At 60.5% G+C, this 21,099-nt stretch carries 21 protein-coding genes and 1 pseudogene; 12 read left to right on the top strand and 10 right to left on the bottom strand.

Annotated elements, in window-relative coordinates; translation table 11 throughout:
* Window positions 1-21: 21 nt before the first annotated feature.
* Together denD and ltaE are read right to left on the bottom strand one after the other, a co-directional pair.
* Window positions 22-987 (bottom strand): D-erythronate dehydrogenase, encoded by a 966-nt coding sequence (gene denD / locus ACZ1HK_RS21705; protein WP_472630438.1) that lies wholly within the window; start codon window positions 985-987, stop codon window positions 22-24.
* Complete coding sequence (gene ltaE / locus ACZ1HK_RS21710; RefSeq protein ID WP_472630439.1) at window positions 987-2,036, bottom strand: low-specificity L-threonine aldolase; 1,050 nt, start codon at window positions 2,034-2,036, stop codon at window positions 987-989. Before ltaE ends, denD begins: the two co-directional genes overlap by 1 nt.
* Window positions 2,037-2,167: 131 nt before the next feature.
* On the opposite strand from ltaE, the gene ACZ1HK_RS21715 reads away from it, so the two are divergent.
* Both ACZ1HK_RS21715 and ACZ1HK_RS21720 read left to right on the top strand, forming a co-directional pair.
* Window positions 2,168-2,938, top strand: coding sequence for a GntR family transcriptional regulator (locus ACZ1HK_RS21715; RefSeq protein WP_472630440.1), 771 nt, complete (start codon window positions 2,168-2,170; stop codon window positions 2,936-2,938).
* Window positions 2,925-3,644, top strand: coding sequence for an aminotransferase-like domain-containing protein (locus tag ACZ1HK_RS21720; protein WP_472630441.1), 720 nt, complete (start codon window positions 2,925-2,927; stop codon window positions 3,642-3,644). Before ACZ1HK_RS21715 ends, ACZ1HK_RS21720 begins: the two co-directional genes overlap by 14 nt.
* 29 nt (window positions 3,645-3,673) lie before the next feature.
* Here the strand turns inward: ACZ1HK_RS21720 and ACZ1HK_RS21725 are convergent, their stop codons facing one another.
* The 6 genes and pseudogenes from ACZ1HK_RS21725 to xsc form a co-directional block, all read right to left on the bottom strand.
* Window positions 3,674-5,014, bottom strand: coding sequence for a glycine cleavage T C-terminal barrel domain-containing protein (locus ACZ1HK_RS21725; RefSeq protein WP_472630913.1), 1,341 nt, complete (start codon window positions 5,012-5,014; stop codon window positions 3,674-3,676).
* Window positions 5,015-5,074: 60 nt separating this feature from the next.
* Window positions 5,075-6,113: pseudogene (locus ACZ1HK_RS21730) on the bottom strand (NAD(P)/FAD-dependent oxidoreductase); the annotation flags it as partial.
* Between the two features lie 69 nt (window positions 6,114-6,182).
* Entirely contained in the window at window positions 6,183-6,734 is a 552-nt protein-coding gene (locus ACZ1HK_RS21735; protein WP_472630442.1) for an aminotransferase class III-fold pyridoxal phosphate-dependent enzyme, read from the bottom strand.
* Window positions 6,622-7,518, bottom strand: a complete 897-nt coding sequence (locus ACZ1HK_RS21740; protein WP_472630443.1) for an aminotransferase class III-fold pyridoxal phosphate-dependent enzyme — start codon at window positions 7,516-7,518, stop codon at window positions 6,622-6,624. The genes ACZ1HK_RS21735 and ACZ1HK_RS21740 overlap by 113 nt, the downstream gene beginning before the upstream one ends.
* Before the next feature lie 211 nt (window positions 7,519-7,729).
* The gene (gene pta, locus ACZ1HK_RS21745) at window positions 7,730-8,725 is read right to left on the bottom strand and encodes a phosphate acetyltransferase (RefSeq protein WP_472630444.1); all 996 of its coding nucleotides are present in this window, start codon (window positions 8,723-8,725) and stop codon (window positions 7,730-7,732) included.
* A 1-nt stretch (window position 8,726) separates the two neighbouring features.
* The gene (xsc, locus tag ACZ1HK_RS21750) at window positions 8,727-10,508 is read right to left on the bottom strand and encodes a sulfoacetaldehyde acetyltransferase (RefSeq protein WP_472630445.1); all 1,782 of its coding nucleotides are present in this window, start codon (window positions 10,506-10,508) and stop codon (window positions 8,727-8,729) included.
* Between the two features lie 363 nt (window positions 10,509-10,871).
* Between xsc and ACZ1HK_RS21755 the strand changes: the two genes are divergently transcribed.
* The 8 genes from ACZ1HK_RS21755 to ACZ1HK_RS21790 are packed head-to-tail and all read left to right on the top strand — an operon-like array spanning window position 10,872 to window position 15,725.
* Complete coding sequence (locus ACZ1HK_RS21755; protein WP_472630446.1) at window positions 10,872-11,165, top strand: STAS domain-containing protein; 294 nt, start codon at window positions 10,872-10,874, stop codon at window positions 11,163-11,165.
* Window positions 11,162-11,542 (top strand): response regulator, encoded by a 381-nt coding sequence (locus ACZ1HK_RS21760; protein ID WP_472630447.1) that lies wholly within the window; start codon window positions 11,162-11,164, stop codon window positions 11,540-11,542. The genes ACZ1HK_RS21755 and ACZ1HK_RS21760 overlap by 4 nt, the downstream gene beginning before the upstream one ends.
* Window positions 11,539-12,468: an Hpt domain-containing protein gene (locus ACZ1HK_RS21765; protein ID WP_472630448.1), complete on the top strand. Its 930-nt coding sequence runs from the start codon at window positions 11,539-11,541 to the stop codon at window positions 12,466-12,468. Before ACZ1HK_RS21760 ends, ACZ1HK_RS21765 begins: the two co-directional genes overlap by 4 nt.
* Before the next feature lie 11 nt (window positions 12,469-12,479).
* Window positions 12,480-13,682 (top strand): chemotaxis protein CheA, encoded by a 1,203-nt coding sequence (locus tag ACZ1HK_RS21770; protein ID WP_472630449.1) that lies wholly within the window; start codon window positions 12,480-12,482, stop codon window positions 13,680-13,682.
* On the top strand, window positions 13,669-14,136 hold the full coding sequence (locus tag ACZ1HK_RS21775; RefSeq protein ID WP_472630450.1) for a chemotaxis protein CheW: 468 nt from the start codon (window positions 13,669-13,671) through the stop codon (window positions 14,134-14,136). Before ACZ1HK_RS21770 ends, ACZ1HK_RS21775 begins: the two co-directional genes overlap by 14 nt.
* The gene (locus ACZ1HK_RS21780; RefSeq protein ID WP_472630451.1) at window positions 14,133-14,984 is read left to right on the top strand and encodes a CheR family methyltransferase; all 852 of its coding nucleotides are present in this window, start codon (window positions 14,133-14,135) and stop codon (window positions 14,982-14,984) included. Before ACZ1HK_RS21775 ends, ACZ1HK_RS21780 begins: the two co-directional genes overlap by 4 nt.
* 13 nt (window positions 14,985-14,997) lie before the next feature.
* Entirely contained in the window at window positions 14,998-15,384 is a 387-nt protein-coding gene (locus ACZ1HK_RS21785) for a response regulator (RefSeq protein ID WP_472630452.1), read from the top strand.
* Window positions 15,381-15,725: a hypothetical protein gene (locus ACZ1HK_RS21790; RefSeq protein ID WP_472630453.1), complete on the top strand. Its 345-nt coding sequence runs from the start codon at window positions 15,381-15,383 to the stop codon at window positions 15,723-15,725. Before ACZ1HK_RS21785 ends, ACZ1HK_RS21790 begins: the two co-directional genes overlap by 4 nt.
* A 21-nt stretch (window positions 15,726-15,746) precedes the next feature.
* Here the strand turns inward: ACZ1HK_RS21790 and ACZ1HK_RS21795 are convergent, their stop codons facing one another.
* Window positions 15,747-16,169 carry a tetratricopeptide repeat protein gene (locus tag ACZ1HK_RS21795; RefSeq protein WP_472630454.1) on the bottom strand — a complete coding sequence of 141 codons (423 nt, stop codon included), beginning with the start codon at window positions 16,167-16,169 and terminating at the stop codon, window positions 15,747-15,749.
* A gap of 398 nt (window positions 16,170-16,567) precedes the next feature.
* Between ACZ1HK_RS21795 and ACZ1HK_RS21800 the strand changes: the two genes are divergently transcribed.
* Window positions 16,568-18,277 carry a hypothetical protein gene (locus ACZ1HK_RS21800; RefSeq protein WP_472630455.1) on the top strand — a complete coding sequence of 570 codons (1,710 nt, stop codon included), beginning with the start codon at window positions 16,568-16,570 and terminating at the stop codon, window positions 18,275-18,277.
* A complete protein-coding gene (locus tag ACZ1HK_RS21805; protein ID WP_472630456.1) occupies window positions 18,277-19,242 on the top strand; it encodes an SUMF1/EgtB/PvdO family nonheme iron enzyme in 966 nt (321 codons plus the stop codon). Before ACZ1HK_RS21800 ends, ACZ1HK_RS21805 begins: the two co-directional genes overlap by 1 nt.
* A 280-nt stretch (window positions 19,243-19,522) precedes the next feature.
* On the opposite strand, the gene ACZ1HK_RS21810 is transcribed toward ACZ1HK_RS21805, so the two are convergent.
* Window positions 19,523-21,001: a hypothetical protein gene (locus ACZ1HK_RS21810; protein ID WP_472630457.1), complete on the bottom strand. Its 1,479-nt coding sequence runs from the start codon at window positions 20,999-21,001 to the stop codon at window positions 19,523-19,525.
* Between the last annotated feature and the right edge of the window lie 98 nt (window positions 21,002-21,099).

Below are 21,099 nucleotides of genomic sequence, written 5' to 3' on the forward strand. Positions count from 1 at the left end.
CTTATCGCCTAGGCGAGGCCGCTAGCTCGCGGCGCCCATATCCCGAATATGCATTGCGATAATCGCGTCGATACTGTCATCGACTGGAAACCCAAGGTCACTTGCCAGGAGGCAGGCGAACGCCTTGGGCCATCCCCCGACAATGCGGGCGATGATTGGGTCTGGGTTCGGCCTGACCCGTGCGCGAACCTCAGGCCCGGCCGCACGTTCCAAAGCATCCAGCATCTCTTGCACGGAAACGCTTATGCCGCGCCCGGAGACGACAGCGCCGGGCCCCAGCGCGCCAGCGGGCAGGCTTGCGGCATGAAGCAGCGTTTCAACGGCACAGTCGGGTGATGCGATCCAGACCTTCATTGCGCCATCGACGGGCAGGTCGGCCTCCTCACCAGCCAGAGGCTCCCGGATGATCCCCGATATGAAACTGGATGCCGCCGCGTTCGGGCGCCCGGGCCGGACAGTGATTGTGGGCAAGCGCACGCAGCGCCCATCCAGGTGTCCACGCCGTGTGTGATCCGCCAGCAGAAGCTCTGCCATCGCCTTTTGCGTGCCGTAGGAATTCTGTGGTGTAAGGCAGTGGGTGTCGGGAACGACGTCGGGCAAATCGCCCCCAAATGCTGCAACCGAGGAGGTTGCAACGACTTTAGGAGCGGTTCCCAAATTCCTGATGTCATTCAGAAAGGCGGCGGTGGCATCAAGGTTCACCCGATAGCCGAGATCAAAATCGGCCTCAGCCGCGCCCGAGACGACCGCAGCAAGGTTGAAGATCAGATCAGGGTTGTGCTCAAGACAGGCCGCGCGCCCAGGCTCGGTGCCAAGATCGGCGGCAATGGTCCTTGTCGGAAACGGGGCGTCCGGCGCTTTTGGTTCGACCAGATCAGCCAGCACCAGCTCTGACACGCCTGCGCCGCCGATTTCCCCCGTTTGCGCAAGCTTGGCCGCCAAACGTGCACCGATCATGCCGCCCCCGCCCGTGATAAGAACCCGCATCACGCGGCTCTGGAGTTTGCGGCGAGCGCATCAAACGCCCGCAAAACATGCGAAAAGGCGACATCGTCGATGTCTCGGTGCAGCACCATCCGGCATGCAGGTTCCGGCGCCGACATGGCGATGCCGGCTGCAGAAAGACCGGTAAGGCTGACGCCATCCCTTGGGGTCAGGAAAACCATGTTGGTGGCCTGGCTAACGGCCCCGATGTCGAGGTTACGCAAATGGGAAGCCAGCGCGTCGGCCCGTTGGTGATCTTCGGTCAATCTGGCCACGTTCCGTTCCAGCGCGAACAGGGCTGCGGCGGCCAATATGCCGGCCTGACGCATGCCACCGCCAAGCATCTTCCGCATGCGACGGGCTTTCGCGATCAGGTCCTTGGGGCCAACAAGCACGGACCCGACCGGGGCGCCCAATCCTTTGGACAGGCAGACGGACACTGTGTCGAACGGATCGGCAAGATCGGTCTCAGCGCATCCAAGCGCCGTGATCGCGTTAAAGAACCGTGCGCCGTCCAGATGGGTCGACAATCCTGCGAAGCGCCCGGTCGCCGCGGCCTCCTTGATCCGGTGCAGCGGAACAGCCCGTCCATAGTTCGTGTTTTCCAATGACAGAAGGCGAGAGATCGGGTGATGGCTGTCATCCTCCTTCACGGCACCCAAGATCGCGTCCGCGTCCAGCCCGCCATCGTCTGACACCGGCAGCGCATGGAGCGCCACACCGCCAAGTACGGAGGCACCCGCAGCCTCATACCGGATAACATGGTAGCTTTCGCCGGAGATCACTTCTTCGCCACGGCCGCAATGCGCAAGCATACCCAGCAGGTTTGATTGCGTTCCCGATGGCACAAAAAGCCCGGCCTCCTTTCCAAGACGTTCCGCAAGGCCGGCCTCCAACCGATTGATCAGCGGGTCCTCGCCGTACACGTCATCGCCCACTTTCGCCTCCGCCATGGCGGCGCGCATGGCCGCGCACGGCTTTGTGACGGTATCCGAGCGAAGGTCGGCCACGATTGGGCCGGGCGTGTTGGACAAGGGGCTGTATTGCGACATCTCGGATGCTCCTTTCGTGCAAGCGGCACCGCATCATGCAGCAGTCGAAACTGCAACCCCGGCATCGGTCTTGGCCTTGTTGTTCTGCAGAATGCGGTCCATTCTGGCCTTATCAATGTGTATGAGCGACCATGGCCATCATCTCCGAACATCATATCTTTCTGTCCGAAGACGCGAATGTGGGTCTACAGACCAGGTTGAAAGACGCCATCACGCGGGCGATCTGGGACGGAAGGTTTGCTCCGGGCGATCGGTTGCCGGCCACGCGCGCGCTGGCCAAGCACCTTGGTATCAGCCGGATCACGGTCAGCCTTGCCTATGACAGCTTGCTCGCGACCGGCTACATCATTTCCGTTGCGCGATCAGGGTATTTTGTAGCGCCCGATGCCCCGACCCGCATTGAAACGGTCGGCACGGCCGCCAACGGCACGGTAGAGCAGATGGACTGGGCCACGCGGTTGGGTGACCCGCCAGCCGCCCTGGGTGCACAGGCCAATCCGCCGGATTGGCGCCGTTTCAAATACCCGTTCATCTTTGGCGAGCCCGACGTGGCGCGCTTCCCCGTGGACGATTGGCGCGACTGCGTGCGGCGCGCGCTTGGAAAGCGCCATTTTGAGCAGATCGCGTTTGACGCGCGGGACCGAGACGATCCTTTCCTGCTTGAACAGATCGTTCGGCGGTCGGTTTCGGGACGGGGCGTGGCCGCATCCGTTGACGAAGTGTTGGTCACGGCTGGTGCCCAGAACGCGTTGTGGCTGACGGTTCAGGTACTGTTTCCCAAACGCGAAGGTGTTGTCGCGATAGAGGACCCCGGATACCCCGAGATGCGCAATCTGCTGCATCAGCAAGGCTTGACCGATATATCCGATCCCCGTGGATCAAGACGGAATGCGGGTCAGTGACATTCCGCCTGGCGTGCAAGCGGTCTTCACCACCCCGTCCCATCAGGCGCCGACCGGGGCAACCATGTCCATGGCCAGACGCAAAGAGCTGTTGGACCGGGCTGAACAAGACGACTTCGTGGTGATCGAGGACGATTATGACTACGAAATGGCCTATGCGTCGCCGGCCCTGCCAGCCCTGAAATCACTGGATCGCAGGGGGCGTGTTGTTTACGTTGGCAGCTTCTCAAAATCCATATTTCCGGGGCTGCGCTTGGGCTACCTCACGGCGGATACAGCCTTGGTCGAACATGCCCGCGCCATCCGGACGCTGAGCGGGCGACACCTGCCCGGGTTGACGCAAAAGACCGTCGCCTACTTCTTGTCAGAGGGGCACTACAACAGCCATTCGCGCCGAATGCGGATGCGGATGGCACGCCGCAATGAGGTGCTGCGAGAGGCTTTGCTGGCCAAAGGGTTGATGCCGGCCTTGGATCGCGTGACCGGCGGGACGACGCTGTGGCTGAAGGGCCCAGACGGAATGATCGACACGGAAGTCGTGGCCGCTTTGCGCGAAAAGTCGGTATTGGTTGAGGCTGGGTCTGCCTTCTACGCAGATCCCGCGCCGCCGCTAAACCGCCTGCGGCTTGGGTTCGCGACGATCGAAACGGCTCTGATCGAAGAGGGTGTGTCCCTGATCGCCGAAGCGATCAGGGCGCAGGAATAGCGGGCTGGCTGCCCCTCGTGTGGCCGCGCTCAGGCGCGCGCGCGCTCGGATTTCGGGTCGTACATCGGCTTGAGGCTCGCCTCTGCCAAGACGCGCGTTCCGGCAACCTCGATCTCATAGGTTGAGGCCAGCACCTCGTCGGGCTTTTCACCGGGGCAGGGGACGTAGCCCAGGCCAATGGCGCCACCCAGCGTGTGCCCGTAATTGCCCGAGGTGATGTAGCTCACGACCTCTCCGTTCCGCACGATTGGTTCGGCGTGGAACAGCATCGCCTCCGGGTCGGTCAGCTTGAACTGCACCATGCGCATTTGCAGCCCTTCATCGCGCTTTCGCGCCACGGCGTCCGCGCCGATGAAGTTGTTCTTCTGCTTGCTAACGGCAAAGCCCAGGCCCGCTTCCAGAACGTGATCTTCGCCGGTGATGTCGTGGCCGAAATGGCGGAACGCCTTTTCGATGCGCGCGGAGTCCATCATGTGAAGGCCACACAGGCGCAGCCCGTGATCCACCCCGGCCTCGTGCAATGTCTCGAACACATGGGCAGCTTGATCGGCAGAGACGTAAAGCTCCCACCCCAGTTCACCCACGTAAGTCACGCGGTGCGCGCGGGCGAGGCCAAGGCCGATTTCCACCGTTTGTGCCACGCCAAACGGGAAGGCCTCGTTTGACCAATCATGGGGGCTGACCGATTGCATAAGCGCACGGGCATTCGGCCCCATCACGCAGATCACCGCTTCAGATGCGGTCGCGTCCGAGATGATCACCACTTCATCACGCTTGTGCGCCTTGAGCCATGCCATGTCGCGGATCAGCATCGCGGCCGGGGTAACGATGAAGTAGCTGTCGTGGGCGAGGCGCGTGATGGTGACATCGGCCTCGATCCCGGCACGCTCGTTCAGGAACTGCGTGTAGACGATCTTGCCAACGGGAACCGACATGTTGCCGCCCGCCATGCGGTTCAGGAACGCCTCGGCATCGGGCCCATCCACGCGGATCTTGCCGAACGAGGACATGTCGTACATGCCCACTGTATTGCGCACCGCGTCATGTTCCTGGCGCTGATTCCAGAACCAGTTCTGGCCTTTCCAGTCATAGACATATTCCGCGTCCTGACCCGGGTTGGCGAACCAATTGGCCCGTTCCCACCCAGCCAATTCACCGAAAACGGCATTGTTGGCTTTCAAATGTTCATGCAGGGGCGAGCGGCGCACGCTCCGCGCCGTGGCCTTCTGGCGGTAGGGGTAGTGGTCTGCGTAGAGCAGGCCAAGCGTCTCGGACGCGCGTTCTTTCAGGTAACGGCGGTTCTTCTGGAACGGCTGCATCCGGCGGATGTCCACATCGCCGATGTCGAAGGGCGGGATGCCATTTTCCATCCATTCCGCCAACGCCCAACCGGCCCCACCGGCGGACTGAATACCGATGGAGTTGAAGCCTGCGCAGACCCAGTATCCTTCCAATTCCGGTGCGGGTCCCAGGTGGTAGGCATCATCCGGCGTGAAGCTTTCAGGGCCGTTGAAGAAGGTATGGATGCCAGCCTCTGCCAACATCGGCAAACGCTCGCACGCGGCTTCAAGGATCGGCTCGAAATGGTCGAAATCCTCTGGCAGTTGGTCGAATTCGAAATCCTCTGGGATCGGCCCCCACGGCTTAGCCTTGGGCTCGAACGCGCCAAGTAGCATCTTGCCGGCATCTTCCTTGTAATAGGCGCATTCGTCGGGGACGCGCAAAACCGGAAGCTGTTTCAGGCCCTCGATATTCTCCGTCACGATGTAGAAATGCTCACACGCTTGCAGCGGCACGTTCACGCCCGCCATGGCGCCGAAATCACGTGCCCACATGCCTGCGCAATTGACGACCATATCAGCCTGGATTTCGCCAGCCTCGCCGTCTGCTTCCCACGAGACGCCAGTGACCTTGCCGTCCGCTTGAGCTGACGCCCGTGACCTTCACGTTTTCCAGCACCTTCGCGCCGCCCATCCGCGCACCTTTGGCCATGGAAAGCGCGATGTTGGCCGGGTCGCCTTGCCCGTCGAGCGGCAGCCACACGGCTGCCGTCATGCCATCCGTGTTCACATGCGGGTAGTGTTTGAGAACTTCGGCTGCGTCGATTTCTTCAACCTCAACCCCGAACGAGCGCGCCATGGAGGCTTGGCGCCGGATTTCCTCGGCCCGGTGCTCTGTCAAAGCCATCGTGATGGAGCCGCAACGGCGGAAGCCCGTAGCAACACCCGTTTCAGCCTCAAGATTGCCGTAGAGCTCCTGGCTATACTTCGCCAGGCGCGTCATGTTCTTCGTCGCCCGCAGCTGCGCGATAAGACCCGCCGCATGCCATGTCGTGCCCGAGGTCAGCCGCTTGCGTTCCAACAGGACCACATCCGTCCAGCCCAACTTGGTCAGGTGATAGGCAACAGAACAACCAGCAACACCGCCACCGACGATGACAACGCGCGCGTGGGAAGGGACTTTGGACATGTGAGGAACCCGGTCGAAGAGTTAAGATGAAAACCGGGCGGGCCTTTCGCAAAGCCCGCCCGGATCAGATCAGCCGTTGTCGCGCATATCGTCAAGCGTGGCGCGGAAGCGGTCCACGATCTCGTCGACATTTTCGCGTGTCGCGATGAATTGCGGCGCGATGATTGCATTGTCGCCGGTGAACTTCACCGACAGGCCCTGCCAGAACATGCGCTTCTGAAGCTCGGTCCCGCGCATACCCGGCCCGCCATCTGCATGAACTTCGACGCCAGCCATCAAGCCTGCAACGCGGATATCGTTGATCAGCTCGTGATCCTTCAACCCATCCATCAAGGCGGCTTCGAAATAGGGGATCAGATCGGCGGACCGCTGGATCAGATCTTCTTCCACGATGATGTCCATCATCGCATTGCCAGCCGCGCAGGCGGCGGGGTGGCCCGAATAGGTGTAGCCGTGGAAGAACTCGGTGAGACCGCGCTTGGAGGAACCGACCACGGTTTCATAAATGTCATCGCGGCAAGCGACGGCACCCATGGGGATGGAGCCGTTGGTGAGCGCCTTGGCCATCGTGATGATGTCGGGCTCCACGCCGTAGCGCTGCGCCGCAAATGCCGTGCCCATGCGGCCGAAAGCCGGTGATGACCTCATCAAAGACCAGCAGAATTCCGTACTGGTCACAGATTGCGCGCAGACGCTCGAGGTAACCCTTTGGCGGGGGCAGGGCGCCGGTGGAGCCTGCAACGGGTTCAACGAAGACCGCCGCGATGTTGCCGCCGCCATAGGTCTGGGCCATCCGCTCCAGGTCGTTGGCCAGCTCTTCGCCATTGTGCTCGGAATGGCCGCCGGGGATGAACTTCTCAGACGGGTCGTAGGTGTGGCGCAGCATCATCACGCCCGGGACCGTCGCGTGGAAGATGTCGCGGTTCTTTACCATGCCCGACAGGGACACACCGCCGATGTTCACGCCATGATAAGCGCGTTCACGGGACACAAACCGAGGGCGGCTTTCACCGCGCGCGTTCCAGTACGCCATGACGATCTTCATCGCCGTGTCGACGCTTTCAGAGCCGGAGTTGGTGAAGAACACATGGTTCATCTTCTCGGGCAACATGCGGCTGATCTTCTCGGCCAGCGCGAAGGAGCCGGGGTGACCTGCCTGGAAGGGCATGACGTAGGTGTATTCCGTCATCTGCTTGGCGACGGCCTCAGCAATCTTCGGATGGCAATGCCCCGCGGGTGAGCAGAACAGACCAGACGAGCCGTCGATCAGCTGACCGCCCTTATGGTCATAAAGGTGCACGCCCTCAGCCCGGACGACGAGGCGCGGATCTTCCTTGAAACCGCGATTGTCCGAAAACGGCATCCAGTGTGCTTCGAGCGAGTTGTTAGCAGCGTCATAAGCCATGGGGTGTTCCCTCCCAAAGGGCGCGCTTTTGGCGCGCGAATACGATGCGCGAAAATCGCTCCACTCAGAGAGTCGGAGTAGGGCCAGAAGCGACGTTGATTAAGGCCACCTAAAGGGGCGTTGGCTCTATCGTTGACCGCGATTGAACGCGTCCCAAGCCCGCGATCTCCAAGCCGTGCGATCAGCCCTTGCACAGGGTGTGACGGCGGCGTCAGCCCCGCGCTTGCGCCTGAACGGCAGTGACGGCGATGATGTCCACGATGTCCTGGGCGGTTGCCCCGCGGCTCAGGTCATTGGCGGGCTTCGCAAGGCCCTGCAAAACCGGGCCGATTGCAGTCGCCCCGCCGACACGCTGCGCGATCTTGTAGCCGATATTGCCTGCATCGAGGTTTGGGAACACAAACACGTTGGCTGCCCCTGCCACGCTGGAGCCTTCGGCTTTGCGAGCTGCCACCGAAGGCACGAACGCCGCGTCGAATTGCAGCTCTCCATCAATCGCGAGGTCAGGCGCTGCGGCTTTCGCCAGGGCCAATGCGTCTGTGACTTTCGTCACAGCTGCATGGCGTGCACTGCCCATGGTCGAGAAGGATAGCATGGCGACCTTCGCCGGCTCTCCCAGAAGTGCCTCGGCCGAACCGGCCGCTTGCTGCGCAATTCCTGCCAATTCTTCGGTGCTGGGATCAATGACAAGGCCGCAATCGGAAAACACCATGCCGCGCGGCCCTGCGGGGTGGTCGGACGGTAGGGTCATCAGGAAGAAACTCGACACCAGCGGCGCCGACTTGGCCTTGCCGATCACCTGAAGGGCTGCGCGAACGACGTCCGATGTCGTTCGCACGCAGCCACTGACGGTTCCGTCTGCCAATCCTTCATGCACCATGAGTGCTGCAAAAATCAGCGGATCGCGTACGGCGTCTGCGGCTTTTTCAGATGTCATGCCCTTGTGGCCACGTAACTCAACAAGGCGCGCAACGAAGCTGTCGTGATGGGGAGAGTTTTCGGGGTTCAGGACCGACACGCCCGGCGCAATGGTCACCTGCACCTCGGTCGGGCCCAGGATCGTGACATCGGCCAGACCCTGTTCAACGGCAATCCGCGCGGCGTCTTGCACGCGCGGATCATCGCCTTCGCTCAGCACAATGTGCTTCTTGTCCGCCGCCGCACGGGCGGCGATGGCGGCAAGCGGATCACCTGCCGCCGCGCTCATCTTAAGCGACCTGCTGAGGAACCATGTCCTCTTTGCTGATACCAGCCACGGCGACGGGCTTCTTCATCGCGTCGCGGCGGAACGGATCACCAAGCTCCTGGTTGATCATGGCTTCGATCAACGTGGTGATGCCGTTTTCCATCTGATCCTTGATCGCCTGATCAAGGGCTGCGGTCAGCTCCTCCTGGGTGCGGGCCACCACACCCTTCAGACCGCATGCGTCCGCGATGCCGGAGTAGGACACGTCTTCGTCCAGCTCTGTGCCCACGAAGTTGTCGTCGAACCACAGGGTGGAGTTCCGCTTTTCCGCACCCCACTGGTAGTTGCGGAAGACGATCTGCGTGATTGCAGGCCAGTCTCCACGGCCAATGGCCGTCAACTCGTTCACCGCGATGCCGAAGGCGCCATCACCTGCGAAACCGACAACCGGGACGTCCGGCTGGCCGATTTTTGCGCCAACGATAGCAGGCAGGCCGTAGCCACAGGGACCGAACAGGCCGGGCGCCAGATACTTCCGGCCTTCGTTGAACGACGGATAGGCGTTACCGATGGCGCAGTTGTTGCCGATGTCGGACGAAATGATCGCCTCAACGGGCAGGGCGGCCTGAATGGCGCGCCACGCCATACGGGGGCTCATCCAATCGGGTTTGGCGGCGCGGGCGCGCACGTTCCAATCGGTGCCCGGATCGTCTTGCTCTTCCGTCATGGAGGACAGCTCTTGCGCCCAAGCGGATTTGGTCTGAGCGATGTGGTTCTTGCGCGCCTCGCGGCCCGCATCACCTGCATCATCCGCCAGTTGTGCCAGGATGCCGGTGGCAACCTTGGCGGCGTCGCCTACAATGCCGACGGTAACCTTCTTGGTCAGGCCGATGCGGTCAGGGTTGATGTCGACCTGGATGATCTTGGCGTCGGCGGGCCAATACTCAATGCCATAGCCGGGCAGGGTCGAGAACGGGTTCAGACGCGTGCCAAGGCACAGAACAACGTCCGCTTCCTTAATAAGCTGCATCCCAGCCTTGGAGCCGTTGTAACCCAAGGGACCTGCGAACAGCGGGTGGTTGCCCGGGAACGCATCGTTGTGCTGGTAGCCCACACAGACCGGCGCGGTCAGACGTTCGGCCAGGGCTTTGGATGCCTCGATACCGCCCGACGACAGAACCACGCCTGCACCGTTCAGGATGACGGGGTTTTTGGCCGATGACAGCAGGGCCGCCGCTTCGGCGACAGAGTTGGTGCCACCGGGGGAGGCTTCGAATTCGATCGGATCGGGGATCTCGATATCCACGACCTGGGTCCAGAAGTCGCGCGGGATGTTGATTTGCGCAGGGCCGGACAGGCGCTTGGCCTGGCTGATGACGCGGGTCAGAACCTCGGCCACGCGGGTCGGGTCACGGACCTCTTCCTGGTAGGAGACCATGTCTTCGAACAGTTTCATCTGCTCGACTTCCTGGAAGCCGCCCTGACCGATGGTCTTGTTTGCCGCCTGAGGGGTGACCAGCAGAAGCGGCGTGTGGTTCCAGTAGGCAGTTTTCACGGCGGTCACGAAGTTGGTGATGCCAGGACCGTTTTGCGCGATCATCATCGACATCTTGCCGGTGGCGCGCGTGTAGCCGTCCGACATCATGCCTGCTGAACCTTCATGGGCGCAGTCCCAGAACTTGATGCCAGCATCCGGGAAAATATCAGAGATCGGCATCATGGCTGAGCCGATAATGCCAAAGGCATGCTCGATGCCGTGGCGCTGCAACGTTTTGACGAAGGCTTCTTCGGTGGTCATTTTCATGGCGAATCTCCCGAGAGCGGACTCCCCGTGGGTCCGCAATTGCGCGTTATTGAGCCTAGAAGTCTCGTTTTCGGTAGGGCCAGACCCTCGAAATGGATAGGTCCAGAGCACATTTTTTAGGCGTTTCACGATCCGAGACAACGTGGCTTGGCCTTCCTGTGCACAAGCAACGCTTCAAACGCAAGAGGGACGAACCAGCGAAGGCGCGTTCTTTGCCTCACCGATCGTGACGGCCAAACGCATCAAGCTATCCCATGTTAACCGGGCCTTCATTCTCCATGCCCTATGCCCATTCCACCAGTTCAATTGTTCAGGCAGGTGCGCTGCTCTGCTGACTACAGATCAACTTGGGAAGGCCGCGTTTTGGGGAATACCATCGCCTTGGGGAAAAATGTGGGCACTGCCGCAGCACCCGCATTGGCCGCAGAGTTTGCGGCGCTTCGCGGCACTGATGTATCCGTCAACGCGAGCAAGACAAACCATATCGGCGCGCTCGGCCTTCAGGTGATTGTCGCCGCGCGCCGGCAATGGAAACACGATGGGCACGGCTTTTCGCTTTCAGCGTTCAGTGATGCGTTCCGGCACGACGCTCGCACCCTTGGCATCGCACTAACCGATCTTGGGGCCAATGAGGCAGGCTCGGGGGGCGGTACGTGAGCCTATCCGTTCTCGCCATCGACGATTCCAAAACCATGCGTAACTTGCTCGGGGCCGCCCTTGGCCGGGCTGGATATTCCGTAGACTTTGCAGAAGACGGACAGGCTGGACTCGATCGCTTTTCTGCAACCGATCCGGACGTTGTCATCACCGATATCAACATGCCTAGGCTGAACGGGTTTGACTTTATCGAAGGCGCGAGACGCTTGGAGAGGGCGCGCATCGTGCCAATCCTCGTATTGACGACCGAAAGCGCGCCAGAATTCCGCGCAAAGGCTCGGGATGCCGGTGCCACGGGATGGATCGTGAAGCCCTTTGACGCAGCTAAACTGGTCTGGGCGATTGAGCGGGTCACAAACACGGCGGCCTCCCAATGACCTTTGCAGTAAGTGACGAATTCCGCGACTCCTTCTTTGAAGAGTGCAGTGAATTGCTTGAGGCGATGCAGGACGGCTTCAGCCTGATGATTGATGGGCGCGAAGATGTGGAAACGATCCACACCGTCTTTCGCGCGGTGCATTCGATCAAAGGCGGCGCGGGTGCCTTTGACCTGAACGAGTTGGTCGCATTTGCCCACCGGTTTGAAACCGTTCTCGACCAACTTCGCTCCGGGAAAGTACAGCCAGATGCCGAGCTGTATCTGCTCTTTCAGCAATGCGGCGACCATCTGTCTGATCTTGTCTCTGCCGCCCGAAATGGCACCGATGGAAATAGCGAGGCGGGGGCCCTCCTGCTGCAGCGATTGGAGGGCGCCACTCAGATCGATTTGGTCCCATCGACCGCCGCGCAGACATCGGATGATGACGCAGGCTTTGTACCATTGGCATTGGAAATTGCGCCCCTAACCGCCCCGGCGGCGGACACGCAGCACGGTTGGCGCATCACCTTCAATGCCGCATCCGAGCTGTTCACGAGCGGCAATGAGCCATTGCCTCTCATTCGAGCGCTTGAACGGTTTGGCCCTGTGAAAACCACCGCAGATCTTTCCACTGTGCCGTCCTTGGATCGCCTCGATCCAATGGTGTGTTGCATGCAATGGACCATCGATGTGGAAACCTCCGAATCCGAGGACGTCCTCTTGGAGGTCTTCGAATTCGTCATGGATTGCGCTGTGGTTGAGATCCAGCCCCTGACCCGTGCTGATCTCGGCACGTTTGCGACGCCCCCAAGGATGCGGGTTCCACAGGACCGCACGCGGGCCAGGAGGCTCCGATTGCGCCCGACGATCGCGATATTGCGCCGAGCGCGCCCCCAAAGGCTGCCACAACAGCGGGCGGATCTGCCTCCCAAACCATTCGGGTAGATTTCGAAAAGGTGGACAAGCTCATCAACTTGGTCGGCGAACTGGTGATCAAAGAGGCCGCGTTGTCGCAGAAAATCGGACAACAGCAAGTTGCGAACGACAATGCCGTCTTGCTGGAACTTGAAGGTCTGAAACATCTGGCCAGCGAGATCCAGGAAAGCGTCATGGCCATTCGGGCGCAACCGGTCAAACCGCTTTTTCAGCGCATGGCGCGAACAATTCGCGACGCCGCTGCGAGCACCGGGAAAACCGTCAGACTGGTGATGGAAGGAGAGGGGGCCGAGATCGACAAGACGGTTTTGGAACGGTTGGTCGACCCGCTTACCCATATGGTTCGCAATTCAGTCGATCACGGCCTGGAAACGCAAGAAGACCGGATCGCTGCAGGTAAGTCACCCGAAGGTATGATACAGCTGACCGCCGCCCACAGATCTGGCCGCGTTGTGATCGAAATCACGGATGACGGCGCAGGCATAAATCGTGATCGTGTGCGGCAAGTCGCAGAAGAAAAAGGATTGATCGCCCCGGACGACCACCTGACGCCGCCCGAAATCGACGCGCTTTTGTTCCTGCCGGGCTTTTCCTCGAAGCAAGAGGTGTCAGAATTGTCTGGTCGAGGGGTCGGACTCGATGTTGTGCGCAGCGAAATCGAAGCGCTTGGCGGGCGCATGTCCGTCTCGTCCGAGGCTGGATTTGGCTCAACATTTACAATCAGTCTCCCGCTAACACTCGCCGTTCAGGAAGGCATGGTTGTCGACATCGCCGGTCAGACCATGGTTGTTCCGATTAGCGCCATCAAGGAAACACTCTACGCCACCAGTGCCACGACCCATTCCATCGGGCTTGGGGAAAAGATGCTCTCGATCCGCGGCTGTTTGATGCCGGTCGTTGATCTGGGCGTCAAATTCGGGTTTCGCGCCGAAGCAAGCGACCTCAGGGACCGGGTCCTCTTGGTGGTCGAAACCACCGCCAACAAGCAGTGCGCTTTGGTCGTCGACGCCTTGCATGATCAACGCCAGGTCGTGATCAAAAGCCTTGAGACAAACTATTGTAAAATCGAAGGGATTGCGGCCGCAACCATTCTGGGAGACGGGCGGATTGCCTTGATTGTTGACCCCGAGGGCATCGCGAGGGGCGCGACAGATATCTCCCCGGCCAGCGCGTTGATGGCGCAGACAGCCCATTCCGAGGGAGGCGCACTTGAAACAATCTGAATCCCCCGAAGATCAATCCACGCTCGAAATGGTTGCTTTTCGCGTTGCAGAGCAGGATTTCTGTTTCGATATCATGTCGGTCCGTGAAATCCGCGGCTGGACAGAAACGACCACACTTCCGCATGCCGACAGTTTCGTGAAGGGCGTGATCAATTTACGTGGAGCCGTTGTTCCCGTGATCGATCTCTCTGATCGTTTGGGGCTTGGGCGCACCGATCCATGTGATCGCCACGTAATTATCGTCGCTGTCGTAGACGGCCAGACAATCGGCCTGCTCGCCGACATGGTTTCAGACATTTTGTCTGTGGACGACGACGCTGTGCATCCCGTGCCTGAGATGGTTTCGGGCAAGGTTCGAGGGTTTGTTTCCGGCGTTGTCCTTCTGGAAGAGCGCACGTTGCGCCGGCTTGATCTGAACTCTGTCGTCGAACGCTCCAACCCGGTGGCTGCATGATGATGGGCGACCCGTCAATCGAACGCTCGCGAGACCCCGGTCTCGCTGGTGACGCAGCGTTTGCGAAGCTGGCGGGGTTTCTTGAGGACCGGACGGGAATTGTGTTGTCGAACGGAAAACGCCGGATCGCTGCATCCCGGTTGTCCAGACACCTCAAGCGATTGGGACTCTCCGGGTTCGATGCATACCGCGACCTTCTGAATGGACCGGACGGCGCAGACGAACTGCAGCACATGATCACGTCCCTCACGACAAACGTGACGCGCTTTTTCCGAGAGTTGCACCACTTCGATGCGTTGAAAGAGGTCCTTCTCACCCGCATCGCACAATCACCGAGAATTCGGATGTGGTCCGCTGGCTGTTCAAGCGGAGAAGAGGCCTACTCAATGGCAATGGTCGTGCGCGATGCACTTCCTCCATCCGATGACCTGGATGTTAAGATCCTCGGGACCGATATCGACGCCGATGTTTTGCAACGCGCGCGCAGCGCGAGGTATTCGTCCAGTCTTTATGATCAGATCGAGCACCCTTTACTTCAAAAATACACCAGGCCATGCGCGGACGAACCCAACATGTTTGAGGTTTGTCCTGAGGTTCGATCCCTCGTCCAGTTTGCTCAGTTGAACTTGGTCGACCCGTGGCCGATGCAGGGCCAGTTTGATGCAATCTTCTGCCGGAACGTCGTCATCTATTTCTCTGCGCAGACGCAAGCATCGCTTTGGCCCAGATTTGCTACGGCACTTCGGCCCGGCGCGCCTTTGATGATCGGTCACTCGGAACGGGTGACGGGCCCCGGTTCCGAACAGTTGAAATCCAGCGGTGTCACCCAATACCGACGCATCTCCTGAAAGGGTGAATTTCATGAGCACTAAAGACATGCTTCGCGTTCTCGTCGTGGACGATATGTCCACGTCACGAGGGCTAATTATCCAAGCCCTTGAATGGATGGGAGTTGCAACCATCGACCATTGTGCAGACGGTCAGACCGCGCTGCAAAAGCTATCCGCCTCGCCGGTTCATATGGTGATCTCCGACTACAACATGCCTGGCATGGATGGTCTCCAACTGCTTGAGGTCTTGCGAAAACACGAAAGTTTCTCTCGCATCGGGTTCATCTTGATAACGGGCACTACGGATCCAGAGATCGTGGACCGAGGGACGCAGCTTGGTATGAACAATTTCCTCAAGAAGCCGTTCTCACCAACGGCGCTTCGCGCCTGCATCGAACGCGTTGTGGGCCCTTTATGAGCGGTCTTCTGCGTCCGGGAGAGGTGCCGCTGGAAGCTTTGTTCGAAGCCGTTTCAGGCGAGCTTTCGCGTCAGGCAAGGCTGGCGAAGAATTTGGACAGCCAGATCGGTGCCATGGCTGAGAACCTTGATGTTCCGATCGAAGTCCAGGAAATCGACAGGCTTTCTCAAAGCTTAGATGCACTCTCGGTCCTGTGTGAAAATGCAGCGGGTTCCGCTGCGGGCCCACGTCTCACCCTGCCAATCGATGATCTCATCATAGGCGTGGAACTAGAAGCGATACGTGCTCTTTTGCGGCCGAACGAAAGCCGCTCTGACGATGCGATCGTCAGCTTCTTTTAGCGCGCGCCCGAACCCACAGGCCTAGACCGAGTCCTTCGCGGGACCGTCCGCCAACACCCCGCCTAGGTCATCCTGCGGTCCGTGATCACCAATTCGGCCAATATGTTTTAGGACCGGTCGAACATCTGTGGCGCGGCCAGTCGCAAGCATGACTTCCGACATCAAGACACGCAAGGCGCGGTTGCCCGGGTTGGTCTCGATCGCGGCGAGCAAGATGGCATGCGCTGCAGCCCCGTCACCCGCTTTGACAGCAATTCGTGCCTTGGCTGCGGCGACCTGCGCGCGCGCTTCGATGGCCTCGGTCTGGTCCAACTCGTGCAGGCGCCCCTCTTCATCGGCGACAAGATTTCGCGCTTTTTGAAGGTCCACGGCTGCAAGTGCAGACTGCAATTGGCCCAGAAATCCGCTGACGGTTTCCTGTTCCGATTTTTCGGTGCGTGTCACCCGGCGCGCCTCTGCCTGAGGCGCAATAGGATGATTATTCAACACACCCCTGATTCTGTTGCCCATGGCAACTCCCCCAATTCCCCCAAGAGTTTTCAGGTAATGGCGCCAACCCACACGACGCATACCGCCCACAACGATAACCCATTAGGCGGTTAATTGTTGGTTAATGTATACACGAATATTGGGTGCGCCAGAAAATTCGCAGAAAACCGCCCCGTCAACGGCGGGCCCTTGCGCTGCCTCTCGACCGGCGCGCGTCCCGTTTATGGTGGTCAAAACTATCTTTTGTGCCGTTGCGTCACATGTTTGATTGCTGCAAGACTAGGGCCTGCACGCTTCTGCCCGCTCGCATTTTTGAGCGCGTGTTATCTGTATTTTTGACCGGAGCTTGACCCTTGCTGCCCAAAAGCCTTTCTGCACTGTTTTTCACGACCAACGCGGCGCTTTTCGCCGCCAGCGCGACCCTGGCGCAAGGCATTGATTTGCCAGATCAAAGTATCGTTGATGAACAACTTGCCCAACTAAACCAGAACGTTCCCGGCACCATCTTCGCGATGCAGCCCTTCCGCAACGCCCAGACACTGACGGGTGAGGACGGAACGACATACACGCTGACGTCGCTGAACCCGCAGGTGAACTCTTGGTTTGTGCTCGAAATCGCGCCAGAGGGCGGGCGCTCACGCTTCGCACATTTTGAGAATGGGGCGCCTGATACCTGGGACATCTCGCTGATTGACGAGGATGGTCCGACCCTGTTGATTGAAGGTGAAGGGGATAGTTTTGCCTGCGCCCCGTGGGACGATGGCGAATTGGAAGAGGCGCAAACAAGCGCATTGCCATTTGCACCCGTTTGCGATTGGAGCCTTTTTGTTCGCAATCCGGTCAGCGGAAACCGCACGACCCGCGAAGCAGTTGCTGAATTCCTGCGCGACAATATCGTTTTTGGCGAATCCATTGTGAATTTGATCAAGGGCGCCTTCTTTGAAGATGCATTCATGGTGTCCTCCGAAGGGGAAGAGGAAGTCGAGGAAATCGATGGTGTCGAACTTCTGGGGACTGCCCTGCTCGACAGCACTCCGAACATGCGCCCCTATATGGGTTTTGAGCTGAGCGGGACCGACGCGGGCGCGATGACGGCCGGTTCTTGGTACGAGGTTGAAAACAGCCCTGGCATCTACGCGTCCGTCATGCAGCCGTCGATGATCGCGAACGAGGTTTTCCAGGTCTCAGGCGCCAACGGGTTGGATAGCATCGAGCGGCGTGCTGACGTCTATCTGGTTGCGTTCGACATGGCGCGCTTTGAGATCGGTTATGAATTGGGCACCGAACATCCACGCCTTGGCTGGTCGTCGCGCCCCTCCAACAGGCACGGCCAGGGCCGTGGACCGGATGGTTTTGACCGGCCTGATCCACTGGTGCGCACGGGCATGCTGAGCCCGGCCTTTGTCGAGCGCGTCGCGGCAACCTTTACCGGCGGGTTCAAACGGGACCATGGCGCGTGGCGCTTTGGCGACTACGCGACCTTCAACTACGGCCACCATTACGGCTTCATGCAGAATGGTGTGTTGATATCTCGCCTCTGGCCGAACCTTGCCACGATGTACCTGACGCAAGACGGTGAGGTCGATATGCGCACCTGGTCGGAAGAGGATGACGCGCTTTTGTCCGATCTGGTCTTTGCGCGGCAAAACGGCGTACCCATCATCGAGGACGGCGTACCGGGCCCCCGCGTGACCTCATGGGGTGGCGGCAATTGGTCGGGGGATGCGAATGCGACTTTGCGTACCTTGCGGGGCGGGGCGTGCATGCGCACCGTGGAGGGGCGCCAATTCTTGATTTATGCCTATTTCTCCTCCGCCACGCCGTCGGCCATGGCACGCACATTCCAGGCGTACCAGTGCGACTATGCCATGCTGCTCGACATGAATTCGCAGGAGCACACCTACATGGCGCTCTACGTCCACGACGAAGAGGGCGAGGAAGAGATGCAGTGGCAGCATCTCGTCTCTGGCATGGCGGAAGCGGACCCGGACAATGGCCGCATCGCGCGCTTCATCGGCGCACCAGACAACCGTGATTTCTTTTATCTTTTGCGGAGGCAGTGATGGCACTTCAAACGACCTTAAAGGCCGCTTGCGCGGCGCTTGCACTTGCACTGACCGGCGGCGCGGCCGACGCCCAATCGCTGGGGGAGCGCAATGAGCTTTTGTTCCAGCAATTGCAGGAGATCCGCGGGCTTTCGAATTCCGAGATCAATCGCGTGCGCGAGATCTTTGCGGGATCGCCCAATGGCTGGATGGGGCAGGGCAACCCTGCCGTCACACAGCACCCGCTGACGCCGGAAGAGGCCGCTGCACGCCTTGGCGGCACGGTGGAGCAGGTGCAGGCAAGCTACCGCAACCGCGAATATGAACGCATCTGTGGTGGGCCGTATATGGTGCCGCTTTATGATCCCCAGACGCAGTCGCCGCGTGACGCGACGGTGTGTGCGGATATGTTTGAATATCCAAACATTCCAATGGTTTACCCCGTTGTCTGGGTCCGTGCGATCGAAGCGGCGCAGCTGTGCGCAGCGGAAGGCGGGCGGATCGGCGATGCCCATGAATGGGAGGGGGCCGCGGCGGGCCAATTGCTGCCGCCCGATTACCCGTTCGACATGATCCGTGGCATGGGCCTGTCGGCAGCGGTCAACACGATGCGGAACTGGCACAACAACCAGTATGCCAGCACGTCCGGCACATACTCGATCGGCGCCTGGCAGTCGGGCGTCTGCGCGACGGGGTCTTTCAAGAATGCCTCGTGCAACGGCGGCAGTTTTCAGGGGTGTGGATCGAATACTTACCCGGCGGGCAGCTTCCCGTCGTGCCAGTCGCCCTTGGGTGTCTATGACATCGACGGCAATGCGGCTGAGCATATGAACCTGCCGCTGGCCGAAGATCAGATGGCGTCTGCCGGGTCCACGACCCTTGGCGTGACCGAGATGAAGGGGTCGTGGTTCATTTGGGACACGATCCGCGCGCATGAGCATTGGGCGCGCTGGCGCGCCCGTTCTGGCACGGCACCCGCGTGATGAGCGAGGGGAGCCACCGGAACTATCACCTCGGGTTCAGGTGCTTCCGCGACGTGAACTGAACGGCGGCGAAATGTTGCAAAGGGAAAGGCGCGCCGACCGGACGCGCCTTTTCTTTGGTGGCAAACCCCGTTCTGGTGAACGCATCTCCGCTCAGGTGAACGCAAATCTCGCGCAAAACCCGCTCAACTGAACGCAGTTTCCGGGCCCGGATCGCGATGCGTTCAGCGGAACGCATGTCGCGAAAGGGGGCATACCGCGGTTTACAGGCCCGAGTTGATCAAAGAGAGGCGAGCCGGACCGTTGCGCCGGTCAGCGCGCCGTCGGAATTCAGGAAACCGGCATAGCGCTCATCCGTCAGCAATTCGCGCAGATCGACCGCTTCGCCGTTTACATAGGCTGTGCGGCTGACGAGCCGGATACCATGCGAATAGTCCGCGTAATATTCGCCGTGCACGGTCGACAGCGGCTGGATCGCGTTGCCGTTCGTGCGGTGCCATCCATAGATCGCCACCCGTCCGGGATTGCGCGACAGGCGGTTCGCGATCACGAGGTCTTTCTTGTGACCCGCGACCAACATGCCCTGCTGCGCGCCTGCGCGGGCGAATTGCGCGTCGATGGTTTGGTCGTGAGTGACGAAATAGCTGGTCGAGGACATGGACGAGCCCGGCGTCATCGGCGACGGGGCCACACGAACATCGGCCTGCCGGTAGATCGCATCCACCATCGAGGTGGTCGGCAGCATCATGTCAAAGGCGTCAGCCACGCGCAGGGCCGCAGGCAGACCAAGCGGCACGCGCACATGATCACTGTCTGACCCGATGGCGAGGTAATCAGGCGTCACGCAGATCGTCACGGTGATCGAGCGTCCGCCCACCGTTCCATCAAACGTCACGGGGTGAAGATTGCGCATGTAGGTCGGCATGTTGCCGTTCAGCGCTTCTTGCACCAGCCGGTTGTCGCGGCCCGAGCCGGACCCGTTGCCAACTGCGGCCATCACCGCTGATCCGCCAGAGGCGGAGCCCGGGCGGCGCGGCATCTCACGTGCGAGGCGGGGGGAACATTCCCCGGCACTGCCACCAAAGAGGCTGCCGCGCGGGATTTCACCGACTTCGCCACGGGCGACTTCGATTTCAAGGTCATCGGGGCGTGCGGCGACCCGCGTCACGAGATCCTCAGGGCGGAGTGAGGGGCGCGGGCTGGCCGCGGCCAAAAGCTCGGACGTCTGCGGGCCGGTTTCCTGGTCCGGCCAGGCCGGAGTGGTGGTGCCATTCGGGCGCGCCACAGGCTCCGGGAAGGTTCGGGCGCGGGCGATGGTGATATTGCGCGCGACGGTCAGGATATCGGGGCCCTGCGATGGGCGTGGCAAAGGCTCAACAGCCGGGCGGCCTTCGACAATTGTGTAAGGCGCGGGGCCGGATGGGTTGGCTGCGGCCACGACGGGCGCGTCCGCTGGTTCCAACCCCGGTGCGGTGCGCGTGCGCGGGCCCATATCGATGGCGACCGAAACGGTTGTGTCGAAAACCTCAGGCAGCGGATAGGCGCGATCGGGCTGGATATTCGGGGACGGGGCGCTTGCAACCTCCCGCGCCAGATCAACGCGGTGAGCATCAAGCGCATTGGAATAGACGACATAGCCGCAGGCCGACGTCATCACAGTCGACGCCAATACCAGCCCCAGAACGCCGTTGGGGCGTTCAAAGAAGCCGGGCTTGCTGACTGCCGCCTGCACCTTGTCGGCCCGCGCGCGTCCGCGCACGATTCTGGCCGTTACTGTCCCATTCATCTTGAGGCTCTGCCCCTTTGTTATGCCGTCGCGGTGCCTGCCCGCGTCTTGCTGTCCCGTCGATTTATTCG

This window comes from Gymnodinialimonas sp. JB5-7, from assembly GCF_055693405.1.